This is a genomic window from Mycolicibacterium litorale (assembly GCF_010731695.1).
In the GTDB taxonomy this organism is placed as follows: Bacteria; Actinomycetota; Actinomycetes; order Mycobacteriales; family Mycobacteriaceae; genus Mycobacterium; species Mycobacterium litorale.
In genome coordinates this window covers 2894686-2910870 of sequence record NZ_AP022586.1, presented here as the reverse complement: position 1 = coordinate 2910870, position 16185 = coordinate 2894686, and the positions used below count along the sequence as shown (strand labels likewise).

Below are 16185 nucleotides of genomic sequence, written 5' to 3'. Positions count from 1 at the left end.
GCGTACCGCAGGCGGCTTCGCACCATTGTCTCATGGCCCGGCGAATGCTCTGGCGACGCGGTGTTGTGGTTCGATAGACCGGCAGGCAGCAGCCGAGGATGAGTGGGGTGAAGATGGCCGAGGACGTTCGCGCGGAGATCGTGGCCAGTGTGCTGGAGGTCGTGGTTCACGAAGGCGATCAGATCGGCGAGGGTGACACCCTGGTGCTGCTCGAATCCATGAAGATGGAGATCCCGGTGCTCGCCGAGGTCGCCGGCACGGTGACCAAGGTCAACGTGGCCGAAGGCGACGTCATCCAGGCCGGTGACCTCATCGCGGTGATCAGTTAGCCCCTCCCGGCACCACCGGTAGAGCGACATGTCGACACTCGGTGATCTGCTCGCCGAGCACACCGTGCTGCCCGGCAACGCCGTCGATCATCTGCACGTCCTGGTCGGTGAGTGGCAGTTGCTCGCCGACCTGTCCTTCGCCGACTACCTGATGTGGGTCCGCCGCGACGACGGCGTGCTGGTGTGCGTGGCGCAGGTGCGGCCCAACACCGCGCCGACCGTGCTGCTGGCCGACGCGGTCGGCACCACCGCGATCCCCGAGACCATGCCGTTGGTCACCGCGACTTTCGAGTCCGGCACCATCGGCCGGGAAGGGCCTGCGCCGCAGACTGATTCGCCCGGGCTGAACGTCGAAGCGGTTCCGGTGCGCTACCGCGACGACGTCGTCGCGGTGCTCACCCACCAGACCGCGCTGGCGGCGCGGCGCACGGCGAGCCCGCTCGAGGTCGCCTATCTGGACTGCGCAGGGGACCTGCTGCTGATGCTGTCGGAGGGCACGTTCCCCAACGTGGGCGACCTGGCCATGTCCCGGTCGAGCCCGCGAGTGGGCGACGGATTCATCCGGCTCGACGGCGCGGGCAACGTGGTGTTCGCCAGCCCCAACGCGATCTCGGCATACCACCGCATGGGGCTGGCCGCCGACCTCGAGGGCCACAACCTGGTGACCGTGACCCGGCCGCTGATCTCCGATCCCTTCGAGGCCCAGGAACTGGCCAACCACGTGCGGGATTCGCTCGCCGGCGGATCGAGTATGCGCATGGAGGTCGACGCGGGCGGCGCGGCGGTGCTGTTGCGGACGCTGCCGCTGGTGGTGCACGGGGCGGCGGTCGGCGCGGCCGTGCTGATCCGGGACGTCACCGAGGTGAAGCGGCGCGACCGCGCACTGCTGTCGAAGGACGCGACGATCCGTGAGATCCATCACCGGGTGAAGAACAACCTGCAGACGGTAGCGGCGCTGTTGCGCCTGCAGGCGCGGCGCACCAACAACGCCGAGGGCCGCGAGGCGCTGATGGAGTCGGTCCGGCGGGTGTCGTCGATCGCCCAGGTGCACGACGCGCTGTCGATGTCGGTGGACGAAGAGGTCAACCTCGACGAGGTGGTGGACCGCATCCTGCCGATCATGAACGACGTGGCCAGCGTCGGCCCGCCGATCCGGATCAAGCGCGAGGGCGATCTCGGCGTGCTCGACGCCGACCGCGCCACGGCGCTGATCATGGTGATCACCGAGTTGGTGCAGAACGCGATCGAGCACGCCTTCGACGCCGACACCGCCCAGGGCAGTGTCACGATCCGCGCCGAGCGCTCGGCGCGGTGGCTGGACGTGGTGGTGCACGACGACGGCAAGGGCCTGCCGGCCGGGTTCAGCCTGGAGAAGTCCGATCGGCTGGGGCTGCAGATCGTGCGGACGCTGGTGTCGGCCGAGCTGGACGGGTCACTGGGGATGCATGACGTGTCGAGTGGGGGGACGGATGTGGTGCTGAGGGTCCCGCTGGGGCGCCGCGGCCGAGCCGCGCAGTAGGACACCGCGGCCGAGCCGCGCAGTAGGACACCGGGCCGAGCCGCGCAGTAGGACACGAGACGAAATTCACCGCAAGCGATCTGCAATACATTTGCCACCCGATAATGGCGTAGAACACAGTGAAGGCCCCGACCAAGTCGGGGCCTTCACTGTTGCTGTGAAGCGATCAGACTCCGGTGCGCGCCTTGGTGCGGGCGTTGCGGCGCTTGAGAGCGCGGCGCTCGTCCTCACTCATGCCACCCCACACGCCGGCGTCCTGGCCGGACTCCAATGCCCAGCTCAGGCACTCGGTGGTGACGGGGCAACGGTTGCACACGAGCTTCGCGTCGGCGATCTGCGCAAGGGCCGGCCCGCTGTTCCCGACCGGGAAGAACAGCTCCGGATCCTCGTCGCGACAGACGGCCTTATGGCGCCAATCCATTCTTTTGACTCCTCACTATGTGCGCAGCAGAGCGCACGAGCTTTTTTTCGGCTGTTAACGCGTGCACACAATTTGTTTCTGCACTGTTGCATCCGATGCTTTCACAGGCTCGACGGATGTCAAGGGAAGCGCGTTAACACGTGTGCAACGTCACTAGGTGACCGCGTTAGCCGAGCGCTTACCCCGTTGTACTAGAATCAACACACTCGCGCCCAAAATTTCTTCCACGAACCTGTCGGCGCAGCTCACAGGGTCGGCGGCGGTGGCGCAATCACTGCGAGGGCATCCGGAACCGACGTGAAGGTCATGGTTTCGCGCAGGCCTACGTAATCTCCGTCGATCTGGCAGGCCACCGGCATCGCCGAGGTGATCCGCACCCACGGCAGGTCGTCGTCCCGGATGAGGTGGCGGGCCACCGGGTCGGGTTCGCGGGCGAACATCTTCCGGGCCAACCGCAGGTTCGCCCACGCGTTCATGCTGGTGGTGGCGAACACGCCCAGGCCGGTCTCGAAGGTGGTACCGGGGTTGGTCCAGATCGGCCTCGTGTTGGCGTAGGTCCACGGGCTGGAGTTCGACACGAACGCGAAATGCACTCCGGCGTCCGGTTCACGGCCGGGCCTGTGCAGCGTGAGCGTCGGCTCTTTGCGCACGCTGGCCAGCAGCTCACGCACCGCCACGCGGATGTACCGCGAGGCGGTGACCTTTCGGCCCTTGGCCCGCTGCGCCTCCACGGCCGCCACCACGTCGCCGTCGACACCCATTCCCGCGGTGAACACCGCCCAGCGCTCCCCGCAGTCCATCAGGCCGATCCGCCGCCACACGCCGCTGCGGCGGTGGTCGCCCAGCAGGTCGACGAGCTGGTTGGTGGCCTCGATGGGGTCCGGGCTGATGCCCAGTGCCCGGGCGAACACATTGGCCGAGCCGCCGGGCACGACGCCGACGGCCGGGGCGCCGGCGCGCCGGCCGCCGCTGAGGACGCCGTTGACGACCTCGTTCACCGTGCCGTCTCCGCCGTGCACGATGAGCACGTCGACCCCGTCGGCGGCCGCGTCGCGGGCGATCTCGATGGCATGGCCGCGGTGGTCGGTGTGGGCGACCGTCAGGTCGACACGGCTCTCCAGCGCATGGGCGAGGAGGTCTCGGCCTGCCGCGGTGGTCGACGTGGCGTTCGGGTTGACGATCAGCACGGCACGCACGAGGCATGAGCCTAACCGCGAGCATCTAGGCTCGACGTCGTGACCGTTCCCGCGCCGTCGACCGTGCGTCAGGCCGCCGTGCTGGTGGCCCTCGAGGGTGCCGCCGGTGTGGTGGCTGCGCTGGTCTATCTCGTCAGCGGTTTCTCCGGCGCCGAGGAGGCCGGACTCAACAAATTCGGTACGGCGGTCTGGTTCGCACTCGTCGGCGGTGCCGTGCTCGCAGCGGCGTGGGCGCTGTGGACCGGGCGACGGTGGGGCCGCGGCATCGCGGTGATGGCGCAGCTGCTGCTGTTACCGGTGACCTGGTACGTCGCGGTCGGCTCGCACCAGTGGTTCTACGGCATCCCGGTCGCCCTGGTCGCGCTGACCGCGCTGCTGTTGTTGTTCAGTCCGTCGGCGTTGCAGTGGCTGGGCGCTCAGGACCCCGCCAGCGCGGAGAGCTCAGGACCCGACACCCGGTAGGTGATCCAGTCCGTCTGCGGTTTTCCGCCGACCGCGTCGTAGAGCGCGATCGCGTTCTCGTTCCAGTCGAGCACCGCCCACGACAGCCTGCTGTAGCCGTTGTCGACGCATTCGCGGGCCAGCGTCGACAGCAGCGTGCGGGCAAGTCCGCGGCGGCGGTACTGCGGGCGGACGAAGAGGTCCTCGAGGTAGATGCCCGCGACGCCGTCCCATGTGGAGAAGTTGTAGAACCACAGCGCACCGGCCGCGGGTTCGCCGTCGATCTCGACGATGTGGCCGTACACCCGGGGTTGGGCTCCGAACAGCGCGTCGCGCATCTGCGTTTCGGTGACCGTGCATTCGGCCGACGCCCGCTCGAACGCGGCCAGTTCGTGCACCATCGCGGTGAGGTCCACCTCGTCGCCGGGTTCGACCCGGCGGATGTTCACAGTCATTGCGCAACTCCCAGTGCGGACAGGATCGTGGTGAATTTCGTTGTGGTCTCGGCCACTTCGTCGTCCGGATCGGATTCGGCGACGATCCCGCCGCCGGAGTGGGCGGTGGCGCTGCGCCGGTCGGCCGCGAGCTGGGCGCAGCGGATGGAGACCACCCAGCGGCCGTCACCCGCGGCGTCGCACCATCCCACCGCACCGGCGTAGAAGCCGCGGTCGCCTTCGATCTGCTTGATCAGCGCGGCGGCCGCGTCGGTGGGCACGCCGCCGACCGCCGGGGTCGGATGCAGCGCGACGGCGAGATCCAACGCCGTGGTTGATGTTTCGCGCAGCCGGCCGGTGATCTGTGTGCTCAGATGCCAGACGGCGGCGGTGGCGCTGAGGTGCGGCGCCGGCGCGATCTGCAGGTCGGCGCAGAACGGGTCGAGGGCCTTGCGGACCTCGTCGATGACGATGGCGTGCTCGTGGCGGTTCTTGGCCGATGCGGCGAGTGCTTCACCGCTGGCCCGGTCCGCCTCGGGGTCGGCGAATCGGGGCGCCGAACCGGCGAACGGCTGGCATGTCACCACCTCACCGCGCCGGGCCACCAGCAGTTCAGGACTGGCGCCGATCAGTGCCGCGCCGCGGTAAGCGCCGCCCGCCGCGCTCAGGTCCGCCAGATACGCGTTCGCGCTCGCGTCGTCGGAGTTCAGTCGCCGCAGCACGGTCCGCGCGTCGATGGGTGCGTCGGCGGTCAGGTGCAGCGCCCGCGCCAGCACGACCTTCTGCAACCCGGTGTCCGGATGGTTGAGGGCGCGTACCGCAGCGGCCACCCGCGCCCGGTGGTCCTGTGGCGCGGGAAGGAAGTCCGCGACCCGCACGGCCGGCATGGTCGTCGCGGACCAGTCCGGCAGCGCGTCGACGAATCGGACCGACTGCGGCCGGAACAGCGCGGTCGGCGCCGACAGATCGAAAGGCAACGCTCCCACCATGATTGGCGTGCTGCCGGCTGCCAGGGCGGCGCGTGCGGTCTGGAGCGCGGGATAGGTGGTGTGCACACCGTCGGCGACGACGACGCCCTGCGCACCGGTCAGAACGAACGTCGGCTCGGCTTCGGCCGGCGCCGGGGTGGTCACGTCGGCAGGCACGGATGCGGATATCCGGTCAGTGCCAGCGCACTGATCTGGCGCACTCCGTGCTCCCAGCCGCAGACCGCGATCGACGCGGCCACCATCGCGAACCGGATGCCTTCGGGCAGCGGCAGTTCCGCCCACCGGGTGATCACGGCGCGGGAGAAGTGGCCGTGGCCGACGAAGATGACGTCACGGGATTCGAGGTGGCTCAACGCCAACTCGACCGCGCGGTCGGCACGCTCGCTGACGGCCTCGACACTCTCGCCGCCGGGGCAGCCGTGCGTCCACACCAGCCACTCGGGGTCGCATTCGCGGATCTCGGCGGTGGTGCGGCCCTCGTAGTCGCCGTAGTCCCATTCGACGAGGACGTCGGAGACCTCGTCGACGGTCAGGCCGGCGAGCGCGGCGGTGTCGCGCGCCCGGCGACGTGGACTGCTGATCACCAGCGGGTTGTCGAGGGTGAGCCGGTCGAGGGCCTCGGCGGTCCGCCCCGCCTGTTCGCGGCCGGTCTCCGTCAGTTCCAGGTCGGTGCGGCTGGTGTGCCGCCCAGCGCGGGACCATTCCGTCTCGCCGTGGCGAATCAGCAGCAGTCGATGGTCGGTGAGGCCCACACCCGCCGATTCTGCCGCACGTCCGTGTGTGTAGGCGGTGCGCGTGTCAGGATGGCCGGGTGACGCGGGTACTTGCGGTCGCCAATCAAAAGGGTGGGGTCGCCAAAACGACGACGGTGGCGTCGCTGGGCGCAGCGATGGCCGAAAGTGGCAAACGGGTCTTGCTCGTCGACCTGGATCCACAGGGTTCGCTGACGTTCTCGCTGGGCCACGATCCGGACAAGTTGCCGGTGTCGGTGCACGAGGTGCTGCTGGGGGAGGTGGAGCCCGACGCAGCGCTGGTCGACACGCCGGAGGGGATGTCCCTGCTGCCCGCCAACATCGACCTAGCGGGCGCCGAGGCGATGCTGCTCATGCGCGCCGGTCGCGAGCACGCGCTCAAACGTGCGCTGGCGAAGCTGTCCGGCACCTACGACGTGGTGCTGATCGACTGTCCACCGTCGCTGGGCGTGCTCACCCTCAACGGGCTGACCGCCGCCGATGAGGTCATCGTGCCGCTGCAGTGTGAGACGCTGGCGCACCGCGGGGTGGGCCAGTTCCTGCGCACGGTGTCCGACGTGCAGGCCATCACCAATCCCGACCTGCAGCTGCTCGGCGCACTGCCCACGCTGTACGACTCCCGCACCACGCACAGCCGGGACGTGTTGTTCGACGTCGTCGACCGCTACCAGCTGCCCGTGCTGGCGCCGCCGATCCCGCGCACGGTGCGGTTCGCCGAGGCCAGCGCGTCGGGCTCGTCGGTGCTGGCCGGGCGCAAGAACAAGGGTGCGCTGGCCTACCGCGAGTTGGCGGCCGCGCTGCTCAAGCACTGGAAGAACGGCAAGGACATGCCGACCTACACCCCCGAGATCTGACCTTCAGGCGCGTGCCAGCACGTCCGTGATGAGCCGGGCCAGCTGCGCGGGTTGCGACAGGAACGGGGAGTGCGAGGCGTTGATCCGTCGCACCTCGTCGGCCCGCCGGGCGAACCGCTCCTGCACCGCGGGCGGAAGGGCCTTGTCCGCGGTGCAGACGACGTAGGTGCTGGGCACCTCTTTCCACGCCACCTCGGTCACCACCTGTTCCCCGGCCGCGTACGACAGGTAGCCGAGCTGGCTGACCGCGCGGTCGGCGGTGACGGGGTCGACATCGTCGTAGAACACGTCGACGGGAGTTCTGACGTCGACGTAGTCGCCGGCCGCCGACCGGTGCACCGATGACCACGTCATCGGCGAGCCGCCGCTGACGGAGAACAGGGACTCACCGGCGTCCAGCTGGAAGGCGGCGAGGTAGACGATCCGCCGGACGTTGCCCGCGTCGCGCAACGCCTGGGTGGTGGGAACGCCGCCGTAGGAGTGCGCGAGGACGACGGTCGGGCCGCCGACGGCGGCGACGGCCGCGGCGATCACGTCGGCGTCGGCGTACATGTCGCCCAGGGTCGCCGGATCGTGTCCGGTGCTGGGAAGCGCCACGGTGTGGGTGTCGATCCCACGCAGCTCCGCCACCAGCGGCTGCAGGTGCTCCGGGCGGTGCCAGGCGCCGTGCACGAGCACCAGTGACGGGAGCCCCTGGCTCGTCGGATGCGTGCTCACTGGGGCAGTGGGTTCTTCACGACCAGGTCGACGAGGTCGACGCGGGTGAACTCGGGGTCGAAATGCGCCAGCACGTCGACGTTCATCGTGCCGAAGGTCGTCTGCGGCCGATCCTTCATCCCGGCGTGGAAGGCGTGCAGGATCCCGTCGGCGAAATTCGTCCGCGGCTGTGCGGCACACACCTCGGCGATCTCCTCCGGTGTCAGGGCATCGGCCCCGGCCCCGACCACGTCGGTCGACACGCCGGCGATGAGCAGCGCGACCTCCGGTTCCAGACGGTCGGGGATCTCCGGCGTCGTGTGCAGCGCGACCGCGAGCCAGACGGTGCGGGCCGCGGCGTGCGAACAACCGTGGTCGACGAGGAAGTCGCGCGCCGCATCGGCGCCGTCGAGTTCGAACCGCTGATCGACCCTGCGGTATCGGGGCGTCAGACCCAGATCGTGGAACATCGCTGCGGCATAGAGCATTTCGGGGTCCGGTGCCAGGCCGCGGTGGCGGCCGTGCAACATGCCCCACAGATACGACCGCAGTGAGTGGCCGAACAGCAGGTCGTCGGCGGCGTCGCGGACCAGTTCCGTGACTTCCCGCGCCATCGCCGAGTCCGGGATCTCGATTCCCGCAACGGTTCTCGTCATCGTCCACCTCTCACCCGCCGACTGTCTTCGACGCTAGCGCCGTCGTCCGCCCGTTCGTGGGCCACTTCTGCGCGATGAACGGGGTCCAGTGACGGTCAGGGCAGCTGGGCGACCAGTGCCGCCAGTGCGGCCGACCATGCGCTCGGCGCCGGGGCGGCGAACCCGACCACCACGCCGTCGCGGTCGGAACGGGTCTCAGGGTGGCGGTAGAGGTCGAGTCCTTCGACGGCCAGACGTCGCCACGACGGACGGGTTGCCAGCGCGCTCTCACCGCCGCCCGGCAACGTCAGGACCGCGTGCAGGCCGGCGGGCAGACCGGTGACCGCAGTGCCCGGCGACGTGTGGGCGACGGCCGTGACGAGCTGTTCACGCCGTCGCCGGTACTGCGCACGCATGGTGCGGATGTGTCGGTCGTAGGATCCGGACCGGATGAACTCGGCCATCGCCGTCTGTTCGACGAACCCGCAGGTCTCTTCGGTCTCCCCCTTCTGACGGGCGACCGCCTCGACGAGCCGGCGGGGCAGGAGGAGCCACCCGAGCCGCAGTCCGGGGGCCAGCGATTTGCTCGCGGTGCCGAGGTAGACGACCCGCTCGGGATCGTCGCCGTGCAGTGCGCCGACGGGTTTGCGGTCGTAGCGGAATTCACCGTCGTAGTCGTCTTCGACGATCACGCCGCCGGTCCGGCGGGCCCAGTCGACGACCGCGGCGCGCCGGTCGGCGTGCAGGGGGACGCCGAGCGGGAACTGATGCGCCGGCGTGAGGACGACGGCGCCCACACCGGGCATGGCCTCGAGCGCATGCACGTCGGCGCCATCGGCGTCGACCGCCAACGGCGGGCACCGCAGTCCCGCCCGGGCCAGCGACCGGCGCTGGGTCGGCAGGCCGAACTCCTCGACCGCGACCGCCTCCACGCCTGTGTCGGCCAGTGCCGCGGCCAGCAGGTCCAGGCCCTGGGCGGCGCCGGAACACACGACGATGTCGTCGGGGTCCGACCGGACGCCGCGCGCTCGGGCCAGGTACTCGGCGAGCGACTCACGCAGCTCCGGCCTGCCGCGTGGATCGGCATAACCGAACGCCTCGGTGGGGGCGGCCTGCAGCGCCCGCTTCACCGCGCGGCTCCACTCGTAGCGGGGGAACGACGACAGGTCGGGGTGGCCCGGCCGCAGGTCGTGGTCCGGCTGGCGCGGGGGCGGTGGCCGGCGTCGCGCGGTCTGGACGCGGCGCACTCCGGCAGCTCGCGGCGACACCGTGGTCCCGGACCCGTGCTGCGAGGCCAGCCAGCCCTCGGCGACCAGGCCGGAATACGCCCGCGCGACCGTGTTGCGGGCCACGCCCAGATCGGCGGCCAGCGTCCGGCTCGACGGAAGCCGGGTGCCCGGTGCGAGCCGCCCTGACCGGATCGCGTCGCGCAACGCTTCCATGAGGCTGTCGCGGACCCGCCCGTCGGGCCGGTCCAGATGCAGGTCCAACCCGGCCACCGGGTGCTCGGCGGCGGGGCGGGGGTCAGTGCCGGTGGTCGTGGCCATCGGGGCGCAGGGCCAGCGCGCGGGCCCGGACGGTGACGCGGTCGGTCGCGACGGTGCCGTGTGCGCTGAGCACGTCCTCCAGCGCGCCCAGCCAGTGCCGGTAGTAGTGCCAGCCACCCCCGTCATGACTGGATTCCCAGCGGTCGATGCGCGCCACCAGGGCGTCGCGGAACTGCGGCCAGGTGAACACGCCCGCCTCCGACAGCAGCACCGCCATGCCGAAAGCCCGGCTCTCCCAGGGCTCTTCGAACACGAGCTCGCCGTTGGCGCGCGGTGGCGCGGCCGGCCCTTCGGTGTCGAGGTCGGCGATCGTCACGGCGCCTGCACCTGCGCGACGCCGACCATGGCCTCCCGGGTGACCAGCGGGACGAGCTGTTCCTGGGTCAGGTGTTCGGTGCCCGGCGGCCGCTGCGGCACCACCAGCCAGCGCACCTCGCTGCTCGAGTCGTGCACGGTGATGCGGACCTCTGGCGGCAGGTCGAGGCCCATCTCCGCCAGCACCCGGCGGGGTTCCCGGACGACTCGCGACCGGTAGGCCGGATCCTTGTACCAGCTGGGCGGCAGGCCGAGCAGCTGCCAGGGGTAGCACGAGCACATGGTGCACACCACCACGTGATGGTCGGCGGGGGTGTTCTCCACGGCGATGACGTGTTCGGTCTGGGGTCCGAGGAAGCCCATCTCGTCGATCGCTGCGGTGCCGTCGTCGAGCAGCCTGCGCCGGAACTGCGGATCGGTCCACGCCCTGGCGACGACCGTGGCGCCGTTGAGCGGTCCGACGTGCCTCTGATAGGTCGTGATGATCCCCTCCAACGCGGCGGGATCGATCAGGCCGCGTTCGGTGAGCAACTGCTCGAGCGCCTCGGTGCGCAACGCCGGCGGGACGTCGCGGTCCGACTGGCTGGCGGTCATCCGGCCTCCTCGAGGTAGCTCTCGAACATCTCGATCGTCAGGGTGAACGGCTCGGTGTCCTCGCCCCACAGTTCCCGCGAGTCGAACGCGACCGTGTACACGTACTGCGGATCCTCGCCCCGGAAGTGGGCGTTGGTGTCGGGGAACACGAAGGCCGGCTCGACCAGCGTGACGACCCCGGTGTGGCCGCGGACGTAGCGTGGCAACCGGGTGTGCCCGGCCGGGGAGAGGTTCTTGGCCCGCACCCGCTGACCGACGGCGAACGCGGGCGCGGATTGCACTTCGCGGCGTGAGCCGGGGGCGGCGGAACGTGCCTCGCGGGCGGCCGGTTGGGGGCTCGGCGGCTCCTCGACCCGCTCGCCGCGCAGTGTGCGGGCGCGCGCGTCGACCGCCGACGACGCCAGCAGGTCGTTCTCGGTGAGGATCCGCTCGGCCCCGTTCAGCCATCTCCCGAAGTAGCCGTCGTCCAGATAGGCGCCGCGGTCCAGCCGCTCCAACGCGTGCCGGAACGAGTCGAGGTTGCCGCCGGCCAACCGGTTCGCCAGCAGGCTCAGCGCGAACGCCCGGCCGTGCCACGGTTCCGGGAACACCGGCTCATCGGGTTGTGGTCGCTGCGCGCGGCCCCATCCTTCGGTGCCGCCCATGTCGGCGATGCCGTCCATACCGCACCTCCAAAAGACCTCTGGGGGAAGTCTAGGACCGCGATCCAGCGAGGTGGGGAGGTTCTTCGCGCTCAGCCGAGCCCGACGAGTTCGCCGCCGCGCAGTTCCACGACGTGGTCGCCGCTGACCGCGGGGATGACCGCGCCGTCGACGGCAGGGCGGGAGAGCGCGATGTGGCGTTCGCCGGCGCCCGTACCGGGCGCGAAGACGTCGTAGCCGTCGGTGACGGGCACCAGCAACCGGTCGGCCATCTCGGCCGCCGGGCCCAGCGGCACGTTCCCGCCCGAGGGGGTGACCGTGTACTTGTAGCGCAGGCCGGACGAATCGAACACCATCACTGAATCGCCGGTCCACCAGGTGATCAGGTCGCCGGCGCGCGTCGCGACCGCGTGCGGTGAGGCCGGTGCGGTCATTAGCGTGCTGGCGACGGTCGTCCCGGTTTCGTCGACGATGTTGACGGTCGGCTGAGGTGTGGGGAGATAGACGGCCGTCGTGGTGTCCGACACCGCGATGACCCGGGCGTCGGAGTCGGCGGGCACGTCGGACAGCTCGACGAACTTGACGTCCGGGGTGTCCTCTTCGTCGGACGGCCGCAGCAGGGTCAGCCGCAGCGTGGGTTCGCCGGGGCACGCCTCGAGCACCGACACGGCCGACGAACTGGCGGCGGCCGACGTGAAGCGGCACAGCGGCGCCGCGGGCACGTCGGGTTTGATCCGCGCGTCCAGCGCGCCGTAACTGAGCATGCGGACCATGTCCGAACGCCACACCTCGAGTCGGGTCTCACCGGCCGACAGCACGGTCGTGCCGTCCGTACTCAGCATCACCTCGCGGTCGGCGTAACCGGTACGTGCGTTGCCGCGCTTGCCCGTTCGGCCGTTGATGGTGCTGACCTGCCCGCAGCCGCGGGTGTCGGGGTAGACGGCCACCGCGTAGTGGTACACCGATGTGACACCGCACAACTCGACTCCGCGCGCGTAGGTCCACACCGTGTCGCCGGTGGCAGGGTCGCGGCCCAGCACGGTCGAACCCTCGCCGGTGACCACACTGCCGCCGACGACGACGGGGAGCCGGGTCTTCGGGCTCGCCGCGCTCCACAGCTCCCGCAGCGACGCCGGCACCTGGGTCGCCGGTTCGGGATCGGGTATCGCCGCCGAAGCCGGCTCACTGATGGTGGCCCTGGCGTCGCTGGTCCACCAGACCAGGGCCGCGACGACCGCGATCACAGCGGCGATCGCCACGGCGGCCATCACGTCACCGCGGGTGCGGCGCTCCGGTTTGACCACGGATGACGCTGACCGTGCCGGTCAGTTGGTGGTGGACGCGGCCTTGCGCGGACGCCGACGGCGGCGCCGGCGCCCGGCGTGGTCGGCCTCACCGCCGGCCTCGGCGTCTCCGCTGCCACCGTCCTCGACGGCCGGCACCTCAGGCGAGTCCTGCTCGGCCGACGCCTCGACGTGTCCGGTGACGGGTTTGCCTGCGCGGGTGCGGCGACGGCTGCGTGAGCGGCTGCGCGCCGGCTTGTCCTCACCGTCGCGCTCGGGGCGCTCGGCGCGTTCGCCGCGGTCGGCGCGCTTGGCCGGAGCCTTCGAACGCGACTGGCCCACCGAGCCGCCGGCGTCGGCCGGGATGCCAAGCTCTTCGTAGAGATGCGGTGAGCTGGAATAGGTTTCGGCGGGATCCGGAGTGTTGAGGCCCAGCGCCTTGTCGATCATCGACCAGCGGGGCAGCTCGTCCCAGTCGACCAGGGTGACCGCGACGCCGGTCTTGCCCGCGCGCCCCGTGCGGCCGATGCGGTGCACGTAGGCCTGCTCGTCCTCGGGGATCTGGAAGTTGATGACGTGGGTGATGTCGTCGATGTCGATACCGCGGGCCGCCACGTCCGTGGCGACCAGTACGTCGACATCGCCGGTGCGGAAGCTCTTGAGCGCCTTCTCGCGCGCGCCCTGCCCGAGGTCGCCGTGGACGGCGCCGACCTTGAATCCGCGTTCGGCGAGTTCGTCGGCCACCTTCTGCGCGGTGCGCTTGGTCCGGGTGAAGATCATCGTCGCCCCGCGGCCCTCGGCCTGCAGGATCCGGCTGACCATCTCGACCTTGTCCAGCGCGTGGGCGCGGTAGGCGAACTGTGCGGTGGTGTCGTGCGTGGCCGAGGACTGCGGGGACTCGGCGCGGATGTGCGTGGGCTGGTTCATGAACGTGCGAGCCAGCGTGATGATCGGGTCCGGCATCGTGGCGGAGAACAGCATTGCCTGACGGGTGTCGGGGGTCTGACGCAGGATGCGCTCGATATCGGGCAGGAAGCCCAGGTCGAGCATCTCGTCGGCCTCGTCGAGCACCAGCACCGACAGGCCGCCGAGCTGCAGATGGCCCTGCTGAGCCAGGTCGAGCAGGCGGCCCGGGGTGCCGACGACGACGTCGGCGCCGCGGCGCAACGCCTCGATCTGCGGCTCGTACGGCCGTCCGCCGTAGATGGAGACGACCGAGAGCTTGCGGTCACCTGCGGTGAGGTACTTGGCGGCCAGCGACAGGTCGCTGTGGACCTGGAGGCACAGCTCGCGGGTGGGCACCACGATCAGGGCGCGGGGTATCCCGCTCAGCTCCTTCTCGGGGTCGGTCGTGACGCGCTGCAGCAGCGGGACGCCGAAGGCATAGGTCTTGCCCATGCCGGTCCGGGCCTGGCCGATGAGGTCGTCGCCGGCCAACGCCATGGGCAGCGTCAGTTCCTGGATGGCGAACGGTTGGTGGATGCCTTCCTCGGCGAGTGCGCGGACGATTTCGTCGCGGACGCCAAGGCTGGCGAATGTCATGTCAACAGGTGTTGTCAATGGAGTCATGCGGGTGAACGTGGCCTTTCATAGTCGACCTCGTGGTCGGCTTCGTGGTTTTCCACGCGCACACGAGTCTGACGATGAAGCGGCCTCGTCGCCCGTCACGGGCGGTGCCGATCCGCTGGGCCCTGCGCTTTCGGAGGCGGGCCAACGCGTGTACGCACATTTCTTTCGGAAGCGGCCGGTCTCATGGGAGCCGCTGCCTGCGGTCATCATACCCTGGATGGCTTTGCCGGCGCTGCGCGGCGCTCGGCGGCCATTACAGTTGGGCCATGAATTCGACGCAACCTGCAGCCGCGGGAGAGCAGACGGTCACTGCTGAGACGGCAGGTGTGTCGGCCGACCATCCCGGCGTCGACGAACTGTTCGCGCTGCTCGCCTACGGTGAGGTGGCCGCGTTCTACCGGCTGACCGAGGAGGCGCGGATGGCGCCGAACCTACGCGGGCGCATCAACATGGCGAGCATGGCGGCCGCCGAGATGAACCACTACGAGTTGCTGCGCGACGCCATGGAGCGCCGCGGCGTCGACGTGGTGCCGGCGATGACGAAGTACGCATCGGCGCTGGAGAACTACCACCGGCTGACAACCCCGAGCACCTGGCTCGAAGCGCTGGTCAAGACCTACATCGGCGATGCGCTGGCCGCGGATTTCTACGCCGAGATCACCGGCGCCCTGCCCGACGAGGTGGCTTCGGTGGTGCGCGGTGTGCTGGCCGAGACCGGGCATTCGCAGTTCGTGGTCGCCGAGGTGCAGGCCGCGGTCAGCGCCAGTGAACGCCAGCGGCACCGGTTGGCGCTGTGGTCACGCCGGCTGCTCGGTGAGGCGATCACCCAGGCGCAGTACGTGCTCGCCGATCACGACGAACTCGTCGATCTGGTGATGGCCGGCGGTGAGGGGCTGACCCAGATGGCGGGGTTCTTCGATCGGTTGCAGCAGACCCATCACGCCCGGATGCAGGAGCTCGGCCTGGCCTGAGCGGCTACTGCGTGCAGGTGGCGATCATCGAGTTGTTGTTCTGCGCCACCAGCGCCGTGCCCGCGGCGTCGGTGATCGCGCAGTTGAGCTGACCGCCGACACTGGTCGCGGTGACCGACTTCAGTTCGACACCGGGGTCGAGCACCACGGTCTTGGACCACGGCAGCGCCACGTTGACGTCGGTCTGCAGGGCGCCCTGCTGGTCGGTGTAGATCACCGTCACCAGATCGATGATCTGGCGGTTGCCCGTCACGGTGTAGGTGATCGTGCGGGAGTTGGCCGCCGGGGGCGGCGGGGGAGCGACCGCGGTGGGCACCGGCTCCGGTGCGACGCTCTCGGACGGCGCAGGCGGCGGTGTCGGTGTCACGGTGGTGACGGTTTCGGGCGCCAGCGACGCGACCGGCGGGGGCAGCGGGGCCGCCGTGTCCTGCGGTGCCGCGGTGGCCGGCGGACGGCTCGGCGCGGGAGGCGCGACGGTCGCGGACACCGATCCACTGTCGCCGCCGCCGAGGATCACCACCGTGCAGATCACCGCCACGAGCAGGATCGCGCCCGAGGCTCCGGCGATCCACTTCCAGCGGCTGTCGATGGCGGTGACGTACGCCTCGTAGTCCTCGTAATCCTCGGTGTCGTCCTCGAGGTCCGCGGGCTCCGCGGAGGTTCGGTCGCCGGGCGGCCGGTAGTCGCCGTAACCCGGGTAGCCCGAGTAGCCGGTGTAGCCGGTGTAGCCGCCGTGACTTTCGCGCGCGCGGTACGTGTCGGACCCGATCGCCGACTCGGCGTACTGGCGGTAGCCCGGGTGCTCGGAGCCGTCGTAGGGCTCGTGGCTCGGTGGTTCGCCGTAGCCCCGGTAATCGGCGCGCGCACGGTCCAGACGTTCGGTGCGCGTGCGCGAATACGGCGTGTGAGGCGAATATTGCCTGGTCATGATGGCTTTCCGGTAGCGTTCAGCGGCTCTGCGTCCGATGCTAGCGGGGCGAAAGTGACAGATGAGGTCGC

Annotated in this window: 19 protein-coding genes; 5 read left to right on the top strand and 14 right to left on the bottom strand. The window is 70.1% G+C overall.

Going from position 1 to position 16185, the window contains the following annotated elements; all coding sequences use genetic code 11:
• The first annotated feature begins 113 nt into the window (after positions 1 to 113).
• Together G6N30_RS13795 and G6N30_RS13790 are read left to right on the top strand one after the other, a co-directional pair.
• A complete protein-coding gene (locus G6N30_RS13795) occupies positions 114 to 329 on the top strand; it encodes a biotin/lipoyl-binding carrier protein (protein ID WP_059089178.1) in 216 nt (71 codons plus the stop codon).
• A gap of 28 nt (positions 330 to 357) precedes the next feature.
• Positions 358 to 1848 carry a two-component system sensor histidine kinase PdtaS gene (locus G6N30_RS13790; RefSeq protein ID WP_134053656.1) on the top strand — a complete coding sequence of 497 codons (1491 nt, stop codon included), beginning with the start codon at positions 358 to 360 and terminating at the stop codon, positions 1846 to 1848.
• Positions 1849 to 2014: 166 nt separating this feature from the next.
• On the opposite strand, the gene whiB1 is transcribed toward G6N30_RS13790, so the two are convergent.
• Entirely contained in the window at positions 2015 to 2269 is a 255-nt protein-coding gene (whiB1, locus tag G6N30_RS13785; RefSeq protein WP_003893300.1) for a transcriptional regulator WhiB1, read from the bottom strand.
• A 245-nt stretch (positions 2270 to 2514) separates the two neighbouring features.
• Positions 2515 to 3465, bottom strand: coding sequence for a diacylglycerol/lipid kinase family protein (locus tag G6N30_RS13780; protein ID WP_134053654.1), 951 nt, complete (start codon positions 3463 to 3465; stop codon positions 2515 to 2517).
• A 39-nt stretch (positions 3466 to 3504) separates the two neighbouring features.
• Here G6N30_RS13780 and G6N30_RS13775 point away from each other — a divergent pair, with 39 nt between their 5' ends.
• Positions 3505 to 3927 (top strand): hypothetical protein, encoded by a 423-nt coding sequence (locus tag G6N30_RS13775; protein WP_134053652.1) that lies wholly within the window; start codon positions 3505 to 3507, stop codon positions 3925 to 3927.
• On the opposite strand, the gene G6N30_RS13770 is transcribed toward G6N30_RS13775, so the two are convergent.
• Genes G6N30_RS13770 through G6N30_RS13760 form a run of 3 tightly spaced genes read right to left on the bottom strand, consistent with a single transcriptional unit; the run spans position 3882 to position 6081 of the window.
• Positions 3882 to 4361, bottom strand: a complete 480-nt coding sequence (locus G6N30_RS13770; protein WP_134053650.1) for a GNAT family N-acetyltransferase — start codon at positions 4359 to 4361, stop codon at positions 3882 to 3884. The genes G6N30_RS13775 and G6N30_RS13770 overlap by 46 nt on opposite strands.
• A complete protein-coding gene (locus G6N30_RS13765) occupies positions 4358 to 5485 on the bottom strand; it encodes an isochorismate synthase (protein WP_244964973.1) in 1128 nt (375 codons plus the stop codon). The genes G6N30_RS13770 and G6N30_RS13765 overlap by 4 nt, the downstream gene beginning before the upstream one ends.
• Entirely contained in the window at positions 5470 to 6081 is a 612-nt protein-coding gene (locus G6N30_RS13760) for an acid phosphatase (RefSeq protein WP_134053646.1), read from the bottom strand. Before G6N30_RS13760 ends, G6N30_RS13765 begins: the two co-directional genes overlap by 16 nt.
• A 59-nt stretch (positions 6082 to 6140) precedes the next feature.
• Here G6N30_RS13760 and G6N30_RS13755 point away from each other — a divergent pair, with 59 nt between their 5' ends.
• Complete coding sequence (locus tag G6N30_RS13755) at positions 6141 to 6935, top strand: ParA family protein (RefSeq protein ID WP_134053644.1); 795 nt, start codon at positions 6141 to 6143, stop codon at positions 6933 to 6935.
• 3 nt (positions 6936 to 6938) lie between these two features.
• Here the strand turns inward: G6N30_RS13755 and G6N30_RS13750 are convergent, their stop codons facing one another.
• From G6N30_RS13750 to G6N30_RS13715, 8 genes are all read right to left on the bottom strand, one after another.
• Entirely contained in the window at positions 6939 to 7652 is a 714-nt protein-coding gene (locus tag G6N30_RS13750; protein WP_134053642.1) for an alpha/beta hydrolase, read from the bottom strand.
• On the bottom strand, positions 7649 to 8287 hold the full coding sequence (locus tag G6N30_RS13745; RefSeq protein WP_134053640.1) for an HD domain-containing protein: 639 nt from the start codon (positions 8285 to 8287) through the stop codon (positions 7649 to 7651). The genes G6N30_RS13750 and G6N30_RS13745 overlap by 4 nt, the downstream gene beginning before the upstream one ends.
• Before the next feature lie 95 nt (positions 8288 to 8382).
• Entirely contained in the window at positions 8383 to 9813 is a 1431-nt protein-coding gene (pdxR, locus tag G6N30_RS13740) for a MocR-like pyridoxine biosynthesis transcription factor PdxR (protein WP_134053638.1), read from the bottom strand.
• Complete coding sequence (locus G6N30_RS13735; protein ID WP_134053636.1) at positions 9791 to 10129, bottom strand: nitrile hydratase accessory protein; 339 nt, start codon at positions 10127 to 10129, stop codon at positions 9791 to 9793. The genes pdxR and G6N30_RS13735 overlap by 23 nt, the downstream gene beginning before the upstream one ends.
• Positions 10126 to 10722 carry a nitrile hydratase subunit alpha gene (gene nthA, locus G6N30_RS13730; protein ID WP_134053634.1) on the bottom strand — a complete coding sequence of 199 codons (597 nt, stop codon included), beginning with the start codon at positions 10720 to 10722 and terminating at the stop codon, positions 10126 to 10128. Before nthA ends, G6N30_RS13735 begins: the two co-directional genes overlap by 4 nt.
• Positions 10719 to 11384 carry a nitrile hydratase subunit beta gene (gene nthB / locus G6N30_RS13725; protein WP_134053633.1) on the bottom strand — a complete coding sequence of 222 codons (666 nt, stop codon included), beginning with the start codon at positions 11382 to 11384 and terminating at the stop codon, positions 10719 to 10721. The genes nthA and nthB overlap by 4 nt, the downstream gene beginning before the upstream one ends.
• A gap of 71 nt (positions 11385 to 11455) precedes the next feature.
• A complete protein-coding gene (locus G6N30_RS13720) occupies positions 11456 to 12667 on the bottom strand; it encodes an Rv3212 family protein (protein ID WP_134053631.1) in 1212 nt (403 codons plus the stop codon).
• Between the two features lie 21 nt (positions 12668 to 12688).
• Complete coding sequence (locus G6N30_RS13715) at positions 12689 to 14215, bottom strand: DEAD/DEAH box helicase (protein WP_134053630.1); 1527 nt, start codon at positions 14213 to 14215, stop codon at positions 12689 to 12691.
• Positions 14216 to 14481: 266 nt separating this feature from the next.
• Here G6N30_RS13715 and G6N30_RS13710 point away from each other — a divergent pair, with 266 nt between their 5' ends.
• The gene (locus G6N30_RS13710; protein WP_134053629.1) at positions 14482 to 15186 is read left to right on the top strand and encodes a ferritin-like fold-containing protein; all 705 of its coding nucleotides are present in this window, start codon (positions 14482 to 14484) and stop codon (positions 15184 to 15186) included.
• Between the two features lie 4 nt (positions 15187 to 15190).
• On the opposite strand, the gene G6N30_RS13705 is transcribed toward G6N30_RS13710, so the two are convergent.
• Positions 15191 to 16114: a hypothetical protein gene (locus G6N30_RS13705; RefSeq protein WP_134053628.1), complete on the bottom strand. Its 924-nt coding sequence runs from the start codon at positions 16112 to 16114 to the stop codon at positions 15191 to 15193.
• Positions 16115 to 16185 lie beyond the last annotated feature (71 nt).